Origin of the sequence: Flavobacterium sp. WC2416, from assembly GCF_041200095.1 — a bacterium.
Classification (GTDB): Bacteria; Bacteroidota; Bacteroidia; order Flavobacteriales; family Flavobacteriaceae; genus Flavobacterium.
Genome location: NZ_CP165626.1, coordinates 1,234,756 through 1,252,484, shown reverse-complemented (window position 1 = coordinate 1,252,484; position 17,729 = coordinate 1,234,756). Strand labels below are relative to the sequence as shown.

Annotated in this window: 15 protein-coding genes; 7 read left to right on the top strand and 8 right to left on the bottom strand. The window is 32.6% G+C overall.

The window, feature by feature from the left end; translation table 11 throughout:
• Nucleotides 1–155: 155 nt before the first annotated feature.
• Together gldC and gldB are read right to left on the bottom strand one after the other, a co-directional pair.
• Nucleotides 156–491 (bottom strand): gliding motility protein GldC, encoded by a 336-nt coding sequence (gldC, locus tag AB3G39_RS05210; RefSeq protein ID WP_367755078.1) that lies wholly within the window; start codon nt 489–491, stop codon nt 156–158.
• Nucleotides 491–1,447 (bottom strand): gliding motility lipoprotein GldB, encoded by a 957-nt coding sequence (gene gldB / locus AB3G39_RS05205; protein ID WP_369766173.1) that lies wholly within the window; start codon nt 1,445–1,447, stop codon nt 491–493. The genes gldC and gldB overlap by 1 nt, the downstream gene beginning before the upstream one ends.
• 98 nt (nt 1,448–1,545) lie before the next feature.
• Here gldB and nadE point away from each other — a divergent pair, with 98 nt between their 5' ends.
• Both nadE and AB3G39_RS05195 read left to right on the top strand, forming a co-directional pair.
• Complete coding sequence (gene nadE, locus AB3G39_RS05200) at nt 1,546–2,346, top strand: NAD(+) synthase (protein ID WP_367771956.1); 801 nt, start codon at nt 1,546–1,548, stop codon at nt 2,344–2,346.
• Between the two features lie 92 nt (nt 2,347–2,438).
• On the top strand, nt 2,439–3,068 hold the full coding sequence (locus AB3G39_RS05195; RefSeq protein ID WP_367755084.1) for a LuxR C-terminal-related transcriptional regulator: 630 nt from the start codon (nt 2,439–2,441) through the stop codon (nt 3,066–3,068).
• Here AB3G39_RS05195 and dnaG read toward each other — a convergent pair.
• The 5 genes from dnaG to AB3G39_RS05170 all read right to left on the bottom strand — a co-directional run bounded on the left by dnaG (nt 3,065) and on the right by AB3G39_RS05170 (nt 8,593).
• Complete coding sequence (gene dnaG / locus AB3G39_RS05190) at nt 3,065–5,041, bottom strand: DNA primase (protein ID WP_369766171.1); 1,977 nt, start codon at nt 5,039–5,041, stop codon at nt 3,065–3,067. The two genes, AB3G39_RS05195 and dnaG, sit on opposite strands and share 4 nt — an antisense overlap.
• Before the next feature lie 110 nt (nt 5,042–5,151).
• Nucleotides 5,152–6,216, bottom strand: coding sequence for a hypothetical protein (locus tag AB3G39_RS05185; RefSeq protein WP_367755088.1), 1,065 nt, complete (start codon nt 6,214–6,216; stop codon nt 5,152–5,154).
• Between the two features lie 34 nt (nt 6,217–6,250).
• Nucleotides 6,251–6,943, bottom strand: coding sequence for a hypothetical protein (locus AB3G39_RS05180; RefSeq protein WP_369766170.1), 693 nt, complete (start codon nt 6,941–6,943; stop codon nt 6,251–6,253).
• Entirely contained in the window at nt 6,930–7,490 is a 561-nt protein-coding gene (locus AB3G39_RS05175; RefSeq protein WP_367771964.1) for an RNA polymerase sigma factor, read from the bottom strand. The genes AB3G39_RS05180 and AB3G39_RS05175 overlap by 14 nt, the downstream gene beginning before the upstream one ends.
• A 125-nt stretch (nt 7,491–7,615) precedes the next feature.
• Nucleotides 7,616–8,593: a polyprenyl synthetase family protein gene (locus AB3G39_RS05170; RefSeq protein ID WP_367771966.1), complete on the bottom strand. Its 978-nt coding sequence runs from the start codon at nt 8,591–8,593 to the stop codon at nt 7,616–7,618.
• A 196-nt stretch (nt 8,594–8,789) separates the two neighbouring features.
• Between AB3G39_RS05170 and AB3G39_RS05165 the strand changes: the two genes are divergently transcribed.
• The 3 genes from AB3G39_RS05165 to AB3G39_RS05155 are packed head-to-tail and all read left to right on the top strand — an operon-like array spanning nt 8,790 to nt 14,397.
• Entirely contained in the window at nt 8,790–11,879 is a 3,090-nt protein-coding gene (locus tag AB3G39_RS05165) for a SusC/RagA family TonB-linked outer membrane protein (RefSeq protein WP_369769731.1), read from the top strand.
• A gap of 10 nt (nt 11,880–11,889) precedes the next feature.
• Nucleotides 11,890–13,296: a SusD/RagB family nutrient-binding outer membrane lipoprotein gene (locus tag AB3G39_RS05160; protein WP_369769730.1), complete on the top strand. Its 1,407-nt coding sequence runs from the start codon at nt 11,890–11,892 to the stop codon at nt 13,294–13,296.
• A gap of 18 nt (nt 13,297–13,314) precedes the next feature.
• Nucleotides 13,315–14,397, top strand: a complete 1,083-nt coding sequence (locus AB3G39_RS05155; RefSeq protein WP_369769729.1) for an alkaline phosphatase family protein — start codon at nt 13,315–13,317, stop codon at nt 14,395–14,397.
• Between the two features lie 87 nt (nt 14,398–14,484).
• Here the strand turns inward: AB3G39_RS05155 and rlmN are convergent, their stop codons facing one another.
• On the bottom strand, nt 14,485–15,528 hold the full coding sequence (gene rlmN / locus AB3G39_RS05150; protein ID WP_369769728.1) for a 23S rRNA (adenine(2503)-C(2))-methyltransferase RlmN: 1,044 nt from the start codon (nt 15,526–15,528) through the stop codon (nt 14,485–14,487).
• 265 nt (nt 15,529–15,793) lie between these two features.
• Here rlmN and AB3G39_RS05145 point away from each other — a divergent pair, with 265 nt between their 5' ends.
• Nucleotides 15,794–16,360, top strand: a complete 567-nt coding sequence (locus tag AB3G39_RS05145; protein ID WP_369769727.1) for a YceI family protein — start codon at nt 15,794–15,796, stop codon at nt 16,358–16,360.
• Between the two features lie 7 nt (nt 16,361–16,367).
• Nucleotides 16,368–17,726 carry a hypothetical protein gene (locus tag AB3G39_RS05140; RefSeq protein WP_369766166.1) on the top strand — a complete coding sequence of 453 codons (1,359 nt, stop codon included), beginning with the start codon at nt 16,368–16,370 and terminating at the stop codon, nt 17,724–17,726.
• Nucleotides 17,727–17,729 lie beyond the last annotated feature (3 nt).

The following is a 17,729-nucleotide window of genomic DNA, read 5'->3' as shown; positions in this document are numbered from 1 at the left end:
AATTGCACAACATCCCATTATACAATGTACTACATAACAAATATAACTAACTCATAAAAAAAACTAGCGCTAAAAATAAAATTTTCTGTTTTTTGACATAAAAAAAGGATAGTTTAAAAAAACTACCCTTAAAATATTTCACTGTTTTATTGCCACTACTTTGTCAACTCTAATTTTTCTGCAAAATAATCACAAAAATCTTTCATTGTATCGGCCATTTTTTCATCACCTGTAGCACGATGAAAAGTATCTGACATAGCAACTAAGGTTTGATGAAAGAAAATTTTCATCTCATCGACTGGCATTTCTTTTGTCCATAAGTCAATACGCATACTTTCTTTAGTTTTACTGTCCCACACAGACAACATAATCGCTTTCGCTTCCTCTAATTCCACCCCACCATCTTTGGCAGACCAAAGTAATTTTTCTGGAACACGGTTTTCATCTAATTCTACTAGAAATTTAATTTCTGATCTATTTATATCTGACATTACTTCTTTGGTTTATATTTTGATTTTTCAAATATTTCTTTAGCATTTGCTTTTAATAATCCTTGCAAAGATACTTCATTGTTATTCATATATGAACGAACAATTTGCCATCCAATCCAAGAACCAACTCTTCCCGGAGACTCATTATCAATTTCCAAATAAAATTTAGAAAATGGTGCTAGGTTTATAAATCGAGGAATCAGTTTTTGATCATCACTATATAGCATTTCTTTTTCTATAAAATAACGCCATATATAACTTTCATTTTCCTCACACCATTTAATTTGCTCAGGCGTATATCCCATTTTATCCGCATCGCTATAATCAGGCAAAAACATATCTTTTAAATACAATTCTTTCCCAGCATAAACCATATCAGACAATAAACTCTTTTCTTGATTAGGTGCCGTTATATATTTAAAAAAACCAGAAACTACATCAGGCATAATTTGTTCTTGTTCAAAATTTTGCTTGATATAATTAGGAAACTGATAAAACTTATGTTCTTTACCTAAATACATCTCAAGAGAAATGACTACGAGACTATCCGCATAAATTGCTTTGTTATTGTAATCCATTTCAGATATAACGGTAATTATTTTTGGAGTTTTCGTTTTAGGAAAATAATACTTTATATGTTGAAAAAGCGAAGTTAATTCTAATTTTGTTGGTTCAAAATCAGCATATTTTTTTTGCACTTCACTATATAATTCACGCCACTGAGGGTTTTGCATTTTTTCCACCCAAACTTCGTCATCATTACCTAATGGAAAGAAAAAAGGAAACTCTTTTTTAAGTTTATTTAAATCTTTGGGTTGTGATTCAAAAAAAAGCTTGTCAAAACGAACTACTTTTAATTCAACAGGAACTTCAGCTACTGCTTTTTCAATTTTATTTTTTTGACCACAGGATAAAAAAAACAGAGATAGAACAAAAGGAATTATATATATTTTCATTTTTTTAATTAAATTTGCATACGAAAAATAAGGCAAAAGTACATACTGCCAAATGACTTTGCAAATATACATTCCTCCTACCTAAAAGTTAAACTATTATGACAAAAAAAAATACTATTCAAGTTGAAAAAGTCAATACTCATATTGTAAACTGGTTAAAAACATATGCCGAAAATTCAAAAGTAAACGGGTTTGTTATTGGAATTTCTGGTGGGGTGGACTCTGCTGTTACCTCCACTTTATGTGCCCAAACCGGATTACAGGTATTATGTGTCGAAATGCCAATTCATCAACACGAAAGCCATGTAAGTCGTGGACGAGAGCATATTAAACAACTAAAGGAAAGATTCCCAAATGTTTCTAATGTTGAAACAGATTTAACCTTGCTTTTTGAAACTTTCAAAAAAACGATGCCTACAAATGTCGAAGATTGTAAACTCCCTATCACACTAGCTAACACTAGAGCACGTTTACGAATGACAACTTTATATTATTTCGCAGGAATTCACGGTTTGTTAGTTGCTGGGACAGGGAATAAAGTAGAAGATTTTGGCGTTGGTTTTTATACAAAATATGGTGACGGAGGAGTTGATCTCAGTCCAATTGCAGATTTAATGAAATCAGACGTTTTTGCGTTGGCAGCATATTTAAAGGTACCCAATTCCATTTTAGAAGCCACACCATCAGACGGCCTATTTGGAGACGAAAAAACGGATGAAGAACAACTAGGTGCAAGTTATGACGAATTAGAATGGGCAATGCTTGTAGACGAACAAGATAAATCTCAAGAAAATTTTACCGAAAGAGAAAAAATAGTTTACGAAATTTACAAAAGGTTAAACAAAATCAATCAGCATAAAATGAATCCTATACCAGTTTGTTTACTTAATCGGGATTAATAGCATTTTATCAGAAATAAATAGTGATTATCTATTTTTTTAACTAACTTTAATGACATCGTTCAGTAAAAAACTCTTAAAAAAACAATATTATGATAAAAGTTTGTTTAGCAGATAACTATCCGGTAGTGCATTTTGGAGTAAAGTCTTACTTCAAAGACCATAGTGAAATTTCAATTACCGCAAATGTGGGAAGTTTTTTAATGATTAGAGATATTCTACTCACTAAGGATATTGATGTTTTAATTTTAGACTTAGAATTGGAAGGCCTTTCAAGTATTTTTGAAGTAAAATCAATTTTGAAAAATTTTCCAAAAACAAAAATTATAATCTTCAGTGGACTATCTGAACAAATATATGCGCCAAATGCAATTAAGGCGGGTGTATCTGGATTTGTTCATAAAAAAGAAAAATTAGAAACACTTGGTCTATCCATTATAAAAGTCTACCAAGGTAAGATTATAATGAATGAGACCGTTAAGAAAAACCTTGCTTTAATTGCCAAACAAAGTAAAAGTGAACGACTGTATAGAAAACTATCCAATCGCGAAGTAGAAGTGCTACGTTATTTAAGTGGCGGGAAAAAGAACCATGAAATTGCAGAAATCCTAAATCTTAACGAAAAAACAATCAGTACCTATAAATTACGATTGTTAACCAAATTAAACGTAACCAATCTAGTAGATTTAGTTGATAAAGCAAAAAAGCTAGAAATCGTTTAATTAAATCTTGACATAACTCGTCCTAATTTTTTTGAAAAAGCATGAGTTAAGCCATTATAATCTTGAATCATTGTCATAGGTTCTGTATTATCTGCATCAGCTGATATTGAACCTTTTAATTCCTCAATAATCCTGCCTACTAGATACCAACGCAATGTCAAAATAGTTTCAGAAACATTTTGAGCAATGGTGTCATTTTTTGATTTGGGAAAAATATTTTGCCCCTCCCAATTGTGCATAACAAGCCTTTCCTCTTCCATCAAGATGTCTGTAACTTCTTGTGCAAATTCTGGCTGCAAATGCATTAAATATTGTTCTAAACTAAAAGAATCATTTTGGAGGTAATAATTTGTCAAGTCATTAAATATTTCTCTAAATAAAGGATTTGCTAATTGCACCTCATCTTCTTGTAGACTCAAATAAATTCTTTGAAAAACTTTAAATTCTCTTTTTTCAACAACCATGACAATCTCTCCTTCTTCATTAGTTTTCATGAATGTATCCTCAAACTCTTCTGTCTTATTGCCATACAAAAGTAATATTTCGATTATTTTTCGCTCCAAACGATAGAGAATATCGACTTTTTCAGCTTCAACTGGATTCTCATTTTTTATTACTTCAAAGGATTTTTTTCCTTGCTCCTGTTTTTGTTTTTTCCCAACCTCAACAACATCTTTTTGAACTAATTGAGCCAAAGTACTCACTAATACTTGTTCAGAAATATCCATTATTCTAGAACATTCCTGAATATAAATTTCTCTTTGAATTCTATCTGGTATTTTTGAAATACTCAATACCATATCCCGAATTAAATCGGCTTTCTTTATAGGGTCGTTCTTCGCTTCATTCATCAACATTGAAGCTTTGAATTGTATAAAATCCTTCGCATTGTTTTCTAAATAAGCTACTAAATCATCATAAGAAGTTTTTTTGGCAAAACTATCTGGATCTTCTCCATCAGGAAAAGCACATACTTTTACATTCATCCCTTCTTCAAGAATCAAATCAATTCCACGAATAGCAGCACGAAGTCCAGCTGCATCACCATCAAAAAGTACTGTTATATTTTTTGTCAATCGATTCACCAAACGAATTTGATCTGGGGTCAATGCTGTACCAGATGAGGAAACAACATTTTCAATACCTGCTTGATTGAATTGAATCACATCTGTATATCCTTCTACTAAATAACAGTTGTTCAATTTAGCTATGGATTGTTTGGCTTGAAAAATACCATACAAAACTTTACTCTTATGGTAAATGTCGCTTTCAGGCGAATTTAAGTATTTTGCCGCTTTTTTATCATTGGTCAAAATACGTCCTCCAAAACCTAAAATCCGACCAGACATGCTTTCTATAGGGAACATTACTCTCCCTTTGAAGCGATCAAAAGGCCTGTCTTCTCTAGCAATAGTTAAACCTGTACTTTCTAAAAATTCTAATTTATACCCTTTACCTAATGCTTCTTTAGTAAATGCATCCCAACTTTCAGGAGAATAACCTAGACTAAATTTCTTAATAGTTTCATTTGTAAACCCTCTTTCTTTAAAATACGAATAGCCAATAGCTTTACCTTCCTCAGAGTTTAAAAGGGTCTTATGAAAATAGTCTTTGGCAAATTCAGAAACTAGATACATGCTCTCTCGAACATCAGTAATGGCTTTTTCCTCATCTGTTTGCTCAGTTTCTTCAATTTCGATATTGTATTTATTAGCCAAATATCGAATCGCTTCTGGATAAGTAAAATGAGAGTGCTCCATCAGGAAAGCAACAGAGTTTCCTCCTTTTCCCGAACTAAAATCCTTCCAAATACCTTTGGCAGGCGACACCATAAAGGAAGGGGAACGCTCGTCAGAAAAAGGACTCAATCCTTTAAAATTACTTCCTGCTCTTTTTAACTGAACAAAATCGCCAATAACCTCCTCTACTCGAGCAGTTTCGAAAACAGTATCTATAGTCGCTTTTGAAATCAATTTAATTTGGGGTCAAAGTTATAAAAGGTCAAAGTTACAAAGTTTTTAAATAGTAAAACCCTTTCGAGATTCAATATCTGAAAGGGTTTATTAACTAACTCAAAACTATTCTAATTGAAATCAAAACGTAATCCTAGAGAAACATTATTTTGTTTTAGTACGTTTTCTTTAAATATGGGATTTAAATCATATTTAAGATACAAACTAGTTGCCTTGTACCCCACATATGTACTCAAACCGTAAATAAAATCATTGGTGTTAAAACCTCCTTTTAATTTATCAGTGACATCGTGATTATCGACTTGGTATTTTAAAATTTGTTTTGTTTTTAATCTTGTTCCTATATATCCTCCTAAACCAATTCTCCAAGATTGATGTGTTCTAAAATACGTTTGATCCTCTTTTGTCTTTTTTTCTGAAAAATCAAATTCGAAATGCAAAGGCAATACTAAATAAACATTTTTGAAACGAGCTTCCTCTATTTTTATACTATTACCCGCTGGATCATTAGAATTTGCCTGCAAAACAGTTTGTTTACCGTTAACTTCAAAAAAACGATTATCAGTAGGTCGTAAATTGTTATACATCACTGAAAATCCATATTTTAAGTGCAACAGATTATTTTCTTTAAAAAGTCTTGTATTAGAGGTAAAACCCCATTCGTAAAAGTGAGATGCTAGATATCTAAAATCAGAATCTTTAACTTCACCTTCAGTTGCAACATTATTTAATCCCAATGCAAAAACAAATTGAGAAGTAGTTCTTTTTTCATTTCTATTATTATTCTCATACCCTTTATCTCCTTTTTCCCATTTCAATATTAATTTATACGGTTTTTTTAATGTATCTGATTCTGATATTTGGCCGTCTACTTTTTCTTGAACCAAATTTTTCAAAGCTTCTTGTTCTAGTGCTACTCTATTTTCGATATTAGTTGCCCTTACTTCTGCCAGCTTTCTCTTTCTTAGCTCTGCTTCTTCTTTCGTAATGTTTCCATTAATTAATTCATCATTGACCAAATCTACTTCTAATTTCAAAGCTGATTTCTCTTCATTGGTAATCATTTCGATCGTATTGGCAATTGATTTTGCCCTTTTTTCGAATGAATCTTGTGCCATCATTTTACTTGCTAAAAGGCATGTCAGAAGTACTAAGTAAATTGTAAAATTTCTCATGATAATTTGATTTTAATAATGATTGATGATTTGTTTATTCTAAATTTCTATTCGCCAACGCTACTTTTACAGTTTGGTAATTTTTGTTAATTTTTACAATTACTTTTTCTCTAAAAGAAGGCTCTAGTTCGTTATCTACTTGTGAAAGTAAGTTATTCGCATTAACAGAAACTGATTGTTTTTGCCCTATTTGGTTCTCTTTAACCATTTTTGACTCAATAGATCCTAAAAGAGTATTGATTGTATTATTACTCGCTTTCTCAGCAACTAAAGGAACAGGGACATTATTTTGATTGTTTTCTGATTTGTTTTGATTGATGACTGAAACCTCCTTGTTTTTATTCAATAATTGCGTTGGCTTTCTGTTTAGATTATTATTCTCGGCCACCACTTCTTTCCTCCTAATCAAACTTTTAGTACTTATAGAAGTTGTAGTATCTTTACTATTTACTTTTTGTTCTTCAGTAGTATTCCGATCTAATTTTTGTTCCAATACAACTGGAGTAGTAGTACTTATTTTTTTAGCTCCAAAACCATTAAAAAAAATAGTCCCAACAATTAGGAAACCTATAAAGCTAGCTGCAATATACATCCAAGTAAAAGACCTTTTCGGTTTCTCAGTAGCAGTCAACATCGCATCCAATCGATCCCATGCTTGAGCAGAAGGCTGAATTTTTCTTGCCTCCAATTTCTCCTTTATTATGCTATCCAATTTATTCGGTTCCATAATCGTATTTTTTTGTTGCGTTAATTTGCTTCTGCAAAATTTTTCTTGCATGTGACAATTGTGACTTAGATGTTCCTTCATTGATCCCAAGCATAATGGCTATTTCCTTATGTTTAAAACCTTCAATAGCATATAAATTGAAAACCATTTTATAGCCATCAGGTAAATTATCTATCATACACTGAATGTCATCTGTTGAAAATTCGCATTCTTCAGCTTCGTCACTTTCCTCTACATGAACTACATCTTCAATAAAGCTTACTTTCTTATGCACTCGCAAAAAAGAGATACATTCATTAACCATGATTCGCCTAATCCAACCTTCAAAACTCCCGTTGTGTTGAAAATTTTTAAGACCAGTAAATACTTTCATGAAGGAAGTAATCATCACATCTTCGGCTTGTTGTACGTCTTTTACATAAAGCCGGCAGATACTTAACATTTTTGGTGAAAACCGAGAATAAATTTGCTGCTGTGCCTGACGATTATTCTCGACAGCTAGCTGGATCATTTCTTTTTCCTCTTGATGTAAGTTGATTACTTTCAAAGTCTTTATAAAGGGTTTCTATTAATATAGACGATTGACAATGCAAAAAGGTTGCATAGCAGTTAAAAAAAAATGGGTTTAAAAAATAAAACAATAACTGCCAGCGAGTTATAATTTTAAAAAAACTATTTCTTTCTTTCAATAACGTAATTAACCATTAAGATTAAAGCATCTTTAAAGGCCGAGTTGGGATAATTATCCAATAGCAAAAGTGCTTCTTGTTGAAATTCGACCATTTTGTTTTCGGCGTACCCTAAACCATTATTATCTTTTACAAACTCAATCACTTCTTTTACCCTTTTTTTGTCTTTGTTGTGGTTTTTTATGGAATTGATTAACCATGATTTCTCTTTTGAAGTACAGGTATTCAAAACATGAATTAAAGGAAGAGTCATTTTTTGTTCCTTAATATCAATACCTGTTGGTTTCCCAATAGCATCATCAGTATAATCAAATAAATCATCTTTGATTTGGAAAGCCATTCCAATAAGCTCACCAAATTTTCGCATATTCTCAACTTGTACCTCATCATCAATAACTGATTTTGCGCCAAGAGCACAACAAGCTGCTATAAGTGTAGCAGTCTTTTTACGGATAATTTCGTAATAAATATCTTCGGTAATATCGAGTCTTCGCGCTTTTTCTATTTGAAGTAATTCTCCTTCACTCATTTCGCGAACAGCGACAGAAATAATTTTAAGTAAATCAAAATCACCATTATCAATTGAAAGCAGCAATCCTTTTGAGAGCAAATAATCTCCCACAAGTACAGCGATTTTATTTTTCCACAATGCATTAATGGAGAAAAAACCCCTGCGACGATTACTATCATCCACCACATCATCATGCACTAATGTTGCAGTATGAATCAATTCAATCACACAAGCCCCGCGGTAGGTTCTTTCGTTTATTGTTCCTCCAGAAACCATCTTAGCAGTTAGGAAAACGAACATCGGTCGCATTTGTTTCCCTTTTCTATTTACGATATAATAAGTGATTCTATTGAGTAATGCCACTTGTGAAGTCATCGATTCATAGAACTTTTTTTCAAAAAGTTCCATTTCTTTAAAGATGGGCTGTTTTATTTGAGAAGTGACATTCATTTAGCATTCAAAGTTACATCTTTTGATAAATATATTCAGCCTTAAATTCAATTTTAGTCATTCATTTAAAAAAAACCTTCTCCTTAACATTGCTAACCCATTCTTAATTTCATATGTCTTTTTGTTAAAGTTGTCTTAATCTGATGTAGAAATCCTACCTATAAGTTTGCACAACGAAAACAAACAACAAAAAAAAATGAAAATTTCAAGAAAAAATCTACTATTTCTTTTACTTGTGTTTTGTGTGCATTTAGTGAATGCACAAACAAAATCAATCTCTGGAAAAGTCACCGATTCGTCTGGTTTCCCACTTACCGGAACAACAGTTTTAGTTAAAGGATCTAAAAATGTAACTATTGCTGATAGCAATGGAAACTATACTATTAATGTCGAAAAAGGAAAAACAATAGTATTTACTTTTATGGGATTCACAACCAAAGAAGTTTTAATTAGTAATCAAGAAAATCAAAATGTAATACTACAAGATGATTCCATATCACTGGGCGAAGTGGTTGTTACTGCATTAGGAATTAAAAGAGACAAACGTGCACTAGGATATGCTTCACAAGAATTAAAATCGGATGATATTAACAAAGTAAACTCATCTAATTTTGTTTCGAACTTAACAGGGAAAATATCTGGGGTACAAATCACTGGTTCTGGTAACGGAATTACAAGTTCTTCAAGAATAACAATCCGTGGTGATAAATCTTTGAATATTAATAATAACGGGCCTTTATTTATTGTAGATGGTATACCTATCAATAATAATGTATATGGCGTGGGTGGATCTGCAACGACCCAAACTGATTTACCAACTGATTATGGAAATGGTGCTTCGGAAATTAATCAAGAAAATATTGAGAGTGTAAACGTATTAAAAGGAGCAGCTGCATCGGCACTTTATGGTTCCAGAGCCGCAAATGGAGTTATTGTTATCACAACTAAATCCGGTAAGAAAGGAAAAGGACTTGGAGTTTCCATCTCTTCTTCTTTTATGACAAGTGAAGCCTTAAGACTACCTGAAATTCAAGGTGTTTATGGCGCTGGTTCAAAACAAACATATGATCCAGGTGCTGATACTAACTTAGGTCCTCGATTTGACTCTGGTATTTCTCTATTACAAAACGGAAGTCCTGGCTATTCAATAGGACAAGGGCAAGTATTACCGTTTGAATTTAGATACAACCTAAACGACTTTTTTAGAAAAGGAAGTTCTATTTCGAATACTGTATCTATTTCTGGTTCAGATGAAAAAACAAATTTCAGACTGAGCTATGGTAAAACAAATAGCGAAGATATTGTTCCTAATTCTAATTTGAAAAGAGAAAATATAAGCTTAAACCTTAATTATTCTATTTCGGACAAATGGAAATTAAGTACGGTAGCCACTTATACAAAAAGTTCAAGTGATAACACGCCTGTTACGGGTTACGGAAGCCAAGGTATTATGTATAATTTACTTTGGAATCATACTAATGTTGACTTAGACTGGCTTAAAGACTATTGGATTACAAAGGATGTGAAACAAAATAGCATGTTTGGTTGGGGAGATAACCCATTCAAGATTGCTTACGAGAACATCAATGCTTTCAAAAAAGGACGCCTTTTTGGTAATATTTCTTCTACTTATGAAATCAACAATGACTTTTCATTCATGGCTCGTATTGGGATGGATAATTCAAATGATTTTAGATGGTCCAGAAGACCTATTGGTTCTTCAAGATATACTAACGGAATGTATCGCGAACAAACCATTGGGTTTACAGAGTATAATGCCGATATGTTATTGAGTTACGAGCATAGTTTTGGTGATTTTTCCGTTAAAATATCTTACGGTGCGAATAGCATGAATCAATACACATCCGAAAGTAAGATTGAAGGGCAAGGGATCAGTATTCCAGGTATCTACAATTTACAGAACATCAATGTGATGCCGATTCAATCGAGAAACATTTACAAAAAGCGTATTAATAGTATGTATAGTTTGGCCAATATTGCATATAAAGATTATCTGTATTTAGACCTTACCGCAAGAAATGACTGGTCATCTACATTACCTGCAAACAACAACTCGTATTTCTATCCATCGGCATCATTGAGTTTTATTCCAACCTCATTATTTGAAATGAATGAAAATATTGATTTCTTAAAACTAAGAGTGAACGCTGCATCTGTAGGAAATGATACTGATCCTTATCGATTAGTAAAAACCTATGACAATGGAGCTTTGGCTGGGACTTTAACCAATCCTAATTCTATTTTAAACAGTAATTTAAAACCCGAAATTGCAACTTCTTATGAGGTGGGTGTTGAAGCTCAGTTTTTCAAAAAAAGAATTACACTTGATGCGAGTTATTATATTACCAACTCTAAGAATCAAATTGTAGGTTTGGATATTTCACAATCAACTGGTTTTAATTCGAATGTAATTAATGCGGGTAAAATTCAAAATAAAGGAATTGAATTAGGTCTAGGAATTACACCTGTTAGAACAAAGGTTTTTGAATGGTCGCTTAACGCCAATTTTACTCAAAATCGAGGTACCGTAAAAGAATTGACAGATGGAATTAACAATTATATCATTGCTCAAGGTCCTAATGGTGGTACCATTGAAGCACGTGTAGGTGAACGAATGGGAGATTTATACGGTCGTGGTTATTTAAGAAGTCCTGACAACCAAATTGTATATGACAATACTGGTTCTCCAATTTTAGATACTAAAATTAAAAAAATAGGAAACTACAATCCAGATTGGATGTTGGGTCTAACTACTAATTTAAAATACAAAAACATCAGTCTTAATGCTTTATTTGATGTAAGACATGGTGGAAAAATCTATTCGATGACCAATGCTATAGGAATGGAAAGTGGCATACTAGCGGTTTCATTACCTGGTAGAGAAACTGGAATCGTTGGAAAAGGAGTGGTACAAAACACAGATGGAACTTACAGCCCAAATACTACTTCAATAAGTGCCGAAAACTGGTATTACTCTAATGCCTTTCGTAGAGATAATATTGAAGCCAATTCATTTGATGCGTCTTATGTAAAACTAAGAGAAGTAAGTTTAAATTATAGATTTTCTGACAAATGGATTAAAGCGGTAAAAATGCAAAACTTAAGCATTGGTTTAGTTGGAAATAATTTAGCACTTTGGACAAAAGTTCCAAACATCGATCCAGAAACTCAAGCGATAAGCGGCGGTACATTATTACCAGGATTTGAAGTTCTACAACTGCCTTCTTCTAGAAACTATGGAATCAAATTAAATGCTTCATTCTAAAAAAATTATCATGAAAAAAATCATATTATTTATACTATTACTAAGTGTCAGTATTTCTTGTAACGATGGATTTGAAGAAATCAACACTAATAAAAACCAACCAACTGTCTCACAACCGAAGCAATTACTTCCCAACGTTATTTTCAATTTAGCAAATAATAATGTTTCAAACTCATTCAACTTTGGAGATATCGTGGCTCAATATGGCGGTAACTACGAGTACAATGAATTAGACATTTACAACTGGGGTGCCGACAACCGTTTTTGGGGAATGTACAAATGGCTTAATGACATCTACGACATTAAAAAGCAAGCAATTCTATTAAACAACAAAAACTATGAAGCGATAAGTCTGGTTCTTGAAACCTACACGATGAGTCTTATTACGGATTCTTATGGTTATGCCCCTTACTCTGAAGCCTCAAAAGGAGAAGAAGGAATTTTAAAACCTAAGTACGATTCTCAAGAAGAAATTTACACCCAATTACTTTTAAACTTAGATAAGGCAAATACTTTAATAGATACAAAAACAAAAGTAGAAGGTGACTTATTGTATGGTGGAGACATGTTGAAATGGAAAAAATTCTGTAATTCATTACACGTAAGGCTTTTGATGCGTATTTCTAATAAAATAAATGTAAGCGTCAAATTAAATGATATTGTTTCAAAACCTGCGGAGTTTCCTTTATTTCAATCCAATGCAGATAATGCTAACTATGTTTACTCGGGAAGTTTTCCTAATATTTCTCCTATGAGTGATGGTATCAATAGACTGTATGGATATAATATTGTGATTCCATCTACTAATTTAGTAAACACGTTAATTACAAATAACGATCCCCGACTAGAAGAATGGATTGATCCAATTGTGGGAACTACTAATCAGTTAGGACTTCAACCTGGTCTTACATTAGATCAAATTGGAGAACCTACAAAATATTCTAGAAGAGCGGAAGATTATTTTTATAACAAAACAAAAATATCTTCAATATTCATGACGTATAGTGAATTAAACTTTTTATTAGCCGAAGCAAATCAACGCAATCTCATCACATCTGGATCTGCCAAAACGTATTACGATACTGCTGTAGAAGCTTCTTTCAAACAATGGAATGTAATAATGCCCACAGATTACTTGACTACAACTGCACCATATAGTGCTACTTCTGAAGTTTTATATACTCAAAAATGGTTAGCTTTATACCATACAGGAGTGGAAGCCTGGCTAGACTGGAAAAGGACGGGTAAACCAAGTTTTATTAAAGCAGGTCCTGGTTCAAAAAATAATGGCAAAGTGCCTAGAAGAATCATGTATCCTAGTTTAGAGCAATCAGTAAATGCCGAAAACAATAGTGAGGCATTACAAAAAATGGGAAGCGATGATATCAATGTAAAAGTATGGTGGGATAATTTTTAATTTATAAAACAGACAAACATGAAAAAAATATTTTTAATACTCATTCTTTTAAGTGCTGTAATTACTCATGCGCAAAAAGCTGAAAATATCATTGTCATCACTACAGATGGTTTTAGATGGCAAGAAGCTTTTAAAGGAATGGACGAAACCTTAGCAAAAGACAAAAAATTTAACCAAGCAGATAGCGCCTATATTTATAAAAAATATTGGGCTGACAACATCAATGAACGCAGAGAAAAGCTAATGCCTTTTATGTGGTCAGTACTTGCCAAAAAAGGACAAATTTATGGTAATAGAACATTTGGCAATAAAGTAAACAATGCCAACCCATACTGGTTTAGTTATCCTGGTTATAACGAAATCATGACGGGATATGCTGATACTTTGATTAACTCTAATCACTACCCTGCAAATCCTAATATTACTATTTTAGAATATTTAAACAAGCAACCCAAAATAAAAGGGAGAGTTGCTGCTTTTGGTGCTTGGGATGCTTTTGATAATATTCTGAACGAAAAAAGAGCTGGTTTTCCTGTAATATCTGCATTTGACAAAGTGGGTGGTAAAAATCCAACGGAGAAACAAAAACTGATTAATGCTATGTTGGCAGACTCTTTTAAGCCTTTTCATGAAGAAGAATGTTTAGATGTATTTACACATTATGGCGCATTGGAAGAATTAAAAACAAACAAGCCACGTGTCTTATATATTTCTTATGGAGAAACTGATGAGTGGGCACATGCCGGTTTTTACCGTTCTTATTTAGATGCAGCTCATCAAGTAGATGCTTGGATAAAAGAGATTTGGGACTTTGTTCAAAATGATCCGCAGTACAAAGATAAAACTGCTTTGTTTTTCACTACTGATCATGGTCGTGGTGATATCACTAAATCAGAATGGACAAGTCATGGTCCAAAAATTAAAGACGCTTCTGAAATATGGTTTGCCACTATGGGACCGCAAATTGAAGCAAAAGGGGAAATGAAAAATGAAAACCAATTGTACCAAAACCAATTTGCACAAACAATGGCAAAAATTATGGGCTATACGTTTGAAGCCAACCATCCAATCGCAAAAGAAATACCTGGAGTAGTAAAATAATCACTTCTTAATATTGACAAAAAAAGGGTTTGACATAAGTCAAACCCTTTTTCAATTTCTAAAATATTTATTTATATTTAAATAAAACTACACTTCTTTATTGGCAAGTTGCCCACAAGCAGCATCTATATCTTTACCTCTACTTCTACGAACTTTAACTACAATCCCACTTGCTTCTAATGCTTTTATGTAAGCATTAGTCGCTTCTTCTGAGGCTTGTTGAAATTCTCCGTCATCAATCGGGTTGTATTCGATCAAGTTTACTTTACAAGGTACGTATTTACAAAATTTAACTAAAGCATCTATTGATTCCTTATTATCATTGATATCCTTCCAAACGACATATTCGTAAGAAATCTTTGATTTGGTTTTTCGATACCAATATTCTAATGATTCACGCAAATCTGCCAAAGGAAAATTAGCACTAAAAGGCATTATTCGAGCACGAATTTCATCAATAGCTGAATGCAGGGAAACGGCCAATTTAAATTTCACATCATCATCAGCTAATTTTTTTATCATTTTAGGAACTCCTGATGTGGAAACCATAATTCGCTTGGGTGACATTCCTAATCCCTCCTCGGATGTGATCATTTCAATAGCTTTCAATACATTATTGTAATTCATTAATGGTTCTCCCATTCCCATGAAAACAATATTAGAAAGAGGATGATTATGATACAAACGACTTTCTCTATCTATGGCCAAAACCTGATCATATATTTCAGCAGGTTCTAAGTTTCGCATCCTTTTTAATCGCGCTGTAGCGCAAAAATTACAATCTAAACTACAACCTACTTGGCTAGAAACACAAGCTGTTGTTCTGGTATTGGTAGGAATTAAAACAGATTCTACTACTAAACCATCATGTAAACGGACGGCATTTTTTACCGTGCCGTCTTCAGAACGTTGCATTGTATCTACCTTTATGTGATTGATTACAAAGTAGCTTTCTAACATCGCACGCGTTTCTTTAGAGATATTAGTCATATCCTCAAAACTGTGCGCCCCTTTACTCCACAACCACTCATATACTTGATTACCACGAAAAGCTTTGTCGCCACTGGTTACAAAAAAATCTCGTAATTCTTCTTTGGATACTGCCCGTATGTCTTTTTTCTCAATTTGCATGCTGCAAATTTAATGACTATTTATTGTATTAAATAATTATCCACACAAATTCAGCTTTTCAAGCTGTTTCGATTGCTGTTTTTAAAATAAAATTATTTCAAAAAAACATCAAAAATATCGATATAGTACTACCGTTTTTTAATAAACCCTTAACCACTGATATTTATCATGTATTGCTCTTCTCCTTCGGTATAAATTTGTCTCATAATTAATACAAAAAATGGAATTTACAAACTAGCATGAAATTAACTTAATAAATAACAGCATGAAATCAACAACACTTAAATCGGCTTTTTTAGCAATCACTTTATTGGGAATAATATGGTCTTCAAATGCGCAAAAAAACTATGAGTTAAATAAAAAACAAACTTTTTCTGTACTGGGAACTTCAACTTTACATGACTGGGAAATGGAATCAAGCACAGCTACTGGTACTGCAAATATTACTATTACCAATTCTAAATTAGAAGCCATTAATGGAATAACAATAAATCTAAAATCGGAAAGTATAAAAAGTGGCAAAGGCGCTATGGACAAAATAGCATACAAAACCTTAAACACAAATAAATTCAAAACCATTAAATATGTTTTAAAAACTGCTGAAAAGGTAAATGAAACAACTTGGGATTTACTTGGAACATTTAGTATTGCTGGCGTTAGCAAAGAATTCAAAACACAAGTACAAACAACAATAAGTAACGGTTCCGTTACTATACAGGGATCGAACAAAATTACATTTGATGAATTTGGCATGACCCCACCAACTGCATTATTTGGAACTATTAAAACCGGAAAAGAACTTACACTAAAATTCAATATTAACTTTAATTAAAGCAATCATGAAAATAATTTATCTTTTAGCTGCTGTCGTATTAAGTTTGACAACAGTAACTGCACAAAATAGTTTTGGACAAATTCAAAATACGATTCCACGTGATCAAAATGGAATAAATCAATTTGACGTAAAAAAAGACAGCGTAGCATATAAAGGAATTAGCGTTGATCTTGGAGCTGCATTTGCTTTGCAATTTCAAGGAGTAAAATCCTTTAATGACCAATCCAATTTACCTGCTCCTATTACCGGTTACAGATTAAATAATCTAGGAAATAATTTTAATTTACCTACAGCGAATATGATTATTGGAGCGCAATTATACGATGGTGTGCGAGTAAATTTAGAACTCTATTTGGCCGCGAGACACCACAATGAGACATGGGTAAAAGGAGGTTATTTACAAATTGATAAATTAGATTTTATCAAAAAAGACTTCTTAGCTGATTTTATGAAATATGCAACCATCAAAATCGGGCAAATGGAAAACAACTATGGTGATGCCCATTTTAGAAGATCTGACAATGGAAATACATTGGCCAACCCTTTTATTGGAAATAACATTATGGATGCTTTCACTACAGAAATGGGTGCTGAATTTTATTACAACAGAAACGGTTTTGTAAGTATGATCGGTGTTACCAACTCAAAACTAAATCAAAATGTAAAAGAAATAGTTGCAAGTTCACCTACTCAAAACACAACTATTAGCCCCACTATTTTAGCAAAAATAGGATTTGACAAACAAATTGATTCTGATTTAAGAGTACGATTAACTGGGTCTTTATATCATGTTTCAAATATAAGTGGAAACTTATATGGATCTGATAGAGCAGGTAGCCGCTTTTATGGTGTTATGTCTCATGCGGCATACACAGGAGTTTCTGGAGAAGTAGCTGACAACTTTGATCCTGCAGCAAACAAAGATACTGGCAGATTCAATCCTGGATATGGCAACTGGGCAACTTCATACATGATAAACCCTTTTATAAAATACAAAGGCCTTGAATTCTTTGGAACATTAGAATTCTCTTCTGGAGGAGATGCAAAAGGAAATGACGATAAAAGAACTGTTAACCAATATGTAGGTGATGTATTGTACCGATTTGGAAAAAACGAAAACCTTTATGTTGGAGCCAAATATAATTTAGTTACAGGAAAACTAAAAAATGCCGATGCAAATGCCGTTACAGTAAATAGATTAGAAACTGGACTAGGTTGGTTTATGACTAAAAACATATTGACTAAAGTAGTTTATGTAGATCAAAATTATAAAGATTTTAGTCAATTTACAGCAGGAAATCCTAATGATTTATATGGAGGAAACTTTAATGGAGTCCTATTTGAAGCCGTAATTACATTTTAATAT

Excerpts from the sequence above, each read along its gene's own strand:
- rlmN (WP_369769728.1), bottom strand. The coding sequence starts at position 15,528 with ATGCAAATTGAGAAAAAAGACATACGGGCAGTATCCAAAGAAGAATTA.
- AB3G39_RS05165 (WP_369769731.1), top strand. The coding sequence starts at position 8,790 with ATGAAAATTTCAAGAAAAAATCTACTATTTCTTTTACTTGTGTTTTGT.
- AB3G39_RS05140 (WP_369766166.1), top strand. The coding sequence starts at position 16,368 with ATGAAAATAATTTATCTTTTAGCTGCTGTCGTATTAAGTTTGACAACA.
- AB3G39_RS05145 (WP_369769727.1), top strand. The coding sequence starts at position 15,794 with ATGAAATCAACAACACTTAAATCGGCTTTTTTAGCAATCACTTTATTG.
- AB3G39_RS05170 (WP_367771966.1), bottom strand. The coding sequence starts at position 8,593 with ATGAATGTCACTTCTCAAATAAAACAGCCCATCTTTAAAGAAATGGAA.
- AB3G39_RS05195 (WP_367755084.1), top strand. The coding sequence starts at position 2,439 with ATGATAAAAGTTTGTTTAGCAGATAACTATCCGGTAGTGCATTTTGGA.
- AB3G39_RS05155 (WP_369769729.1), top strand. The coding sequence starts at position 13,315 with ATGAAAAAAATATTTTTAATACTCATTCTTTTAAGTGCTGTAATTACT.
- nadE (WP_367771956.1), top strand. The coding sequence starts at position 1,546 with ATGACAAAAAAAAATACTATTCAAGTTGAAAAAGTCAATACTCATATT.
- AB3G39_RS05185 (WP_367755088.1), bottom strand. The coding sequence starts at position 6,216 with ATGAGAAATTTTACAATTTACTTAGTACTTCTGACATGCCTTTTAGCA.
- AB3G39_RS05180 (WP_369766170.1), bottom strand. The coding sequence starts at position 6,943 with ATGGAACCGAATAAATTGGATAGCATAATAAAGGAGAAATTGGAGGCA.
- gldB (WP_369766173.1), bottom strand. The coding sequence starts at position 1,447 with ATGAAAATATATATAATTCCTTTTGTTCTATCTCTGTTTTTTTTATCC.
- AB3G39_RS05160 (WP_369769730.1), top strand. The coding sequence starts at position 11,890 with ATGAAAAAAATCATATTATTTATACTATTACTAAGTGTCAGTATTTCT.
- gldC (WP_367755078.1), bottom strand. The coding sequence starts at position 491 with ATGTCAGATATAAATAGATCAGAAATTAAATTTCTAGTAGAATTAGAT.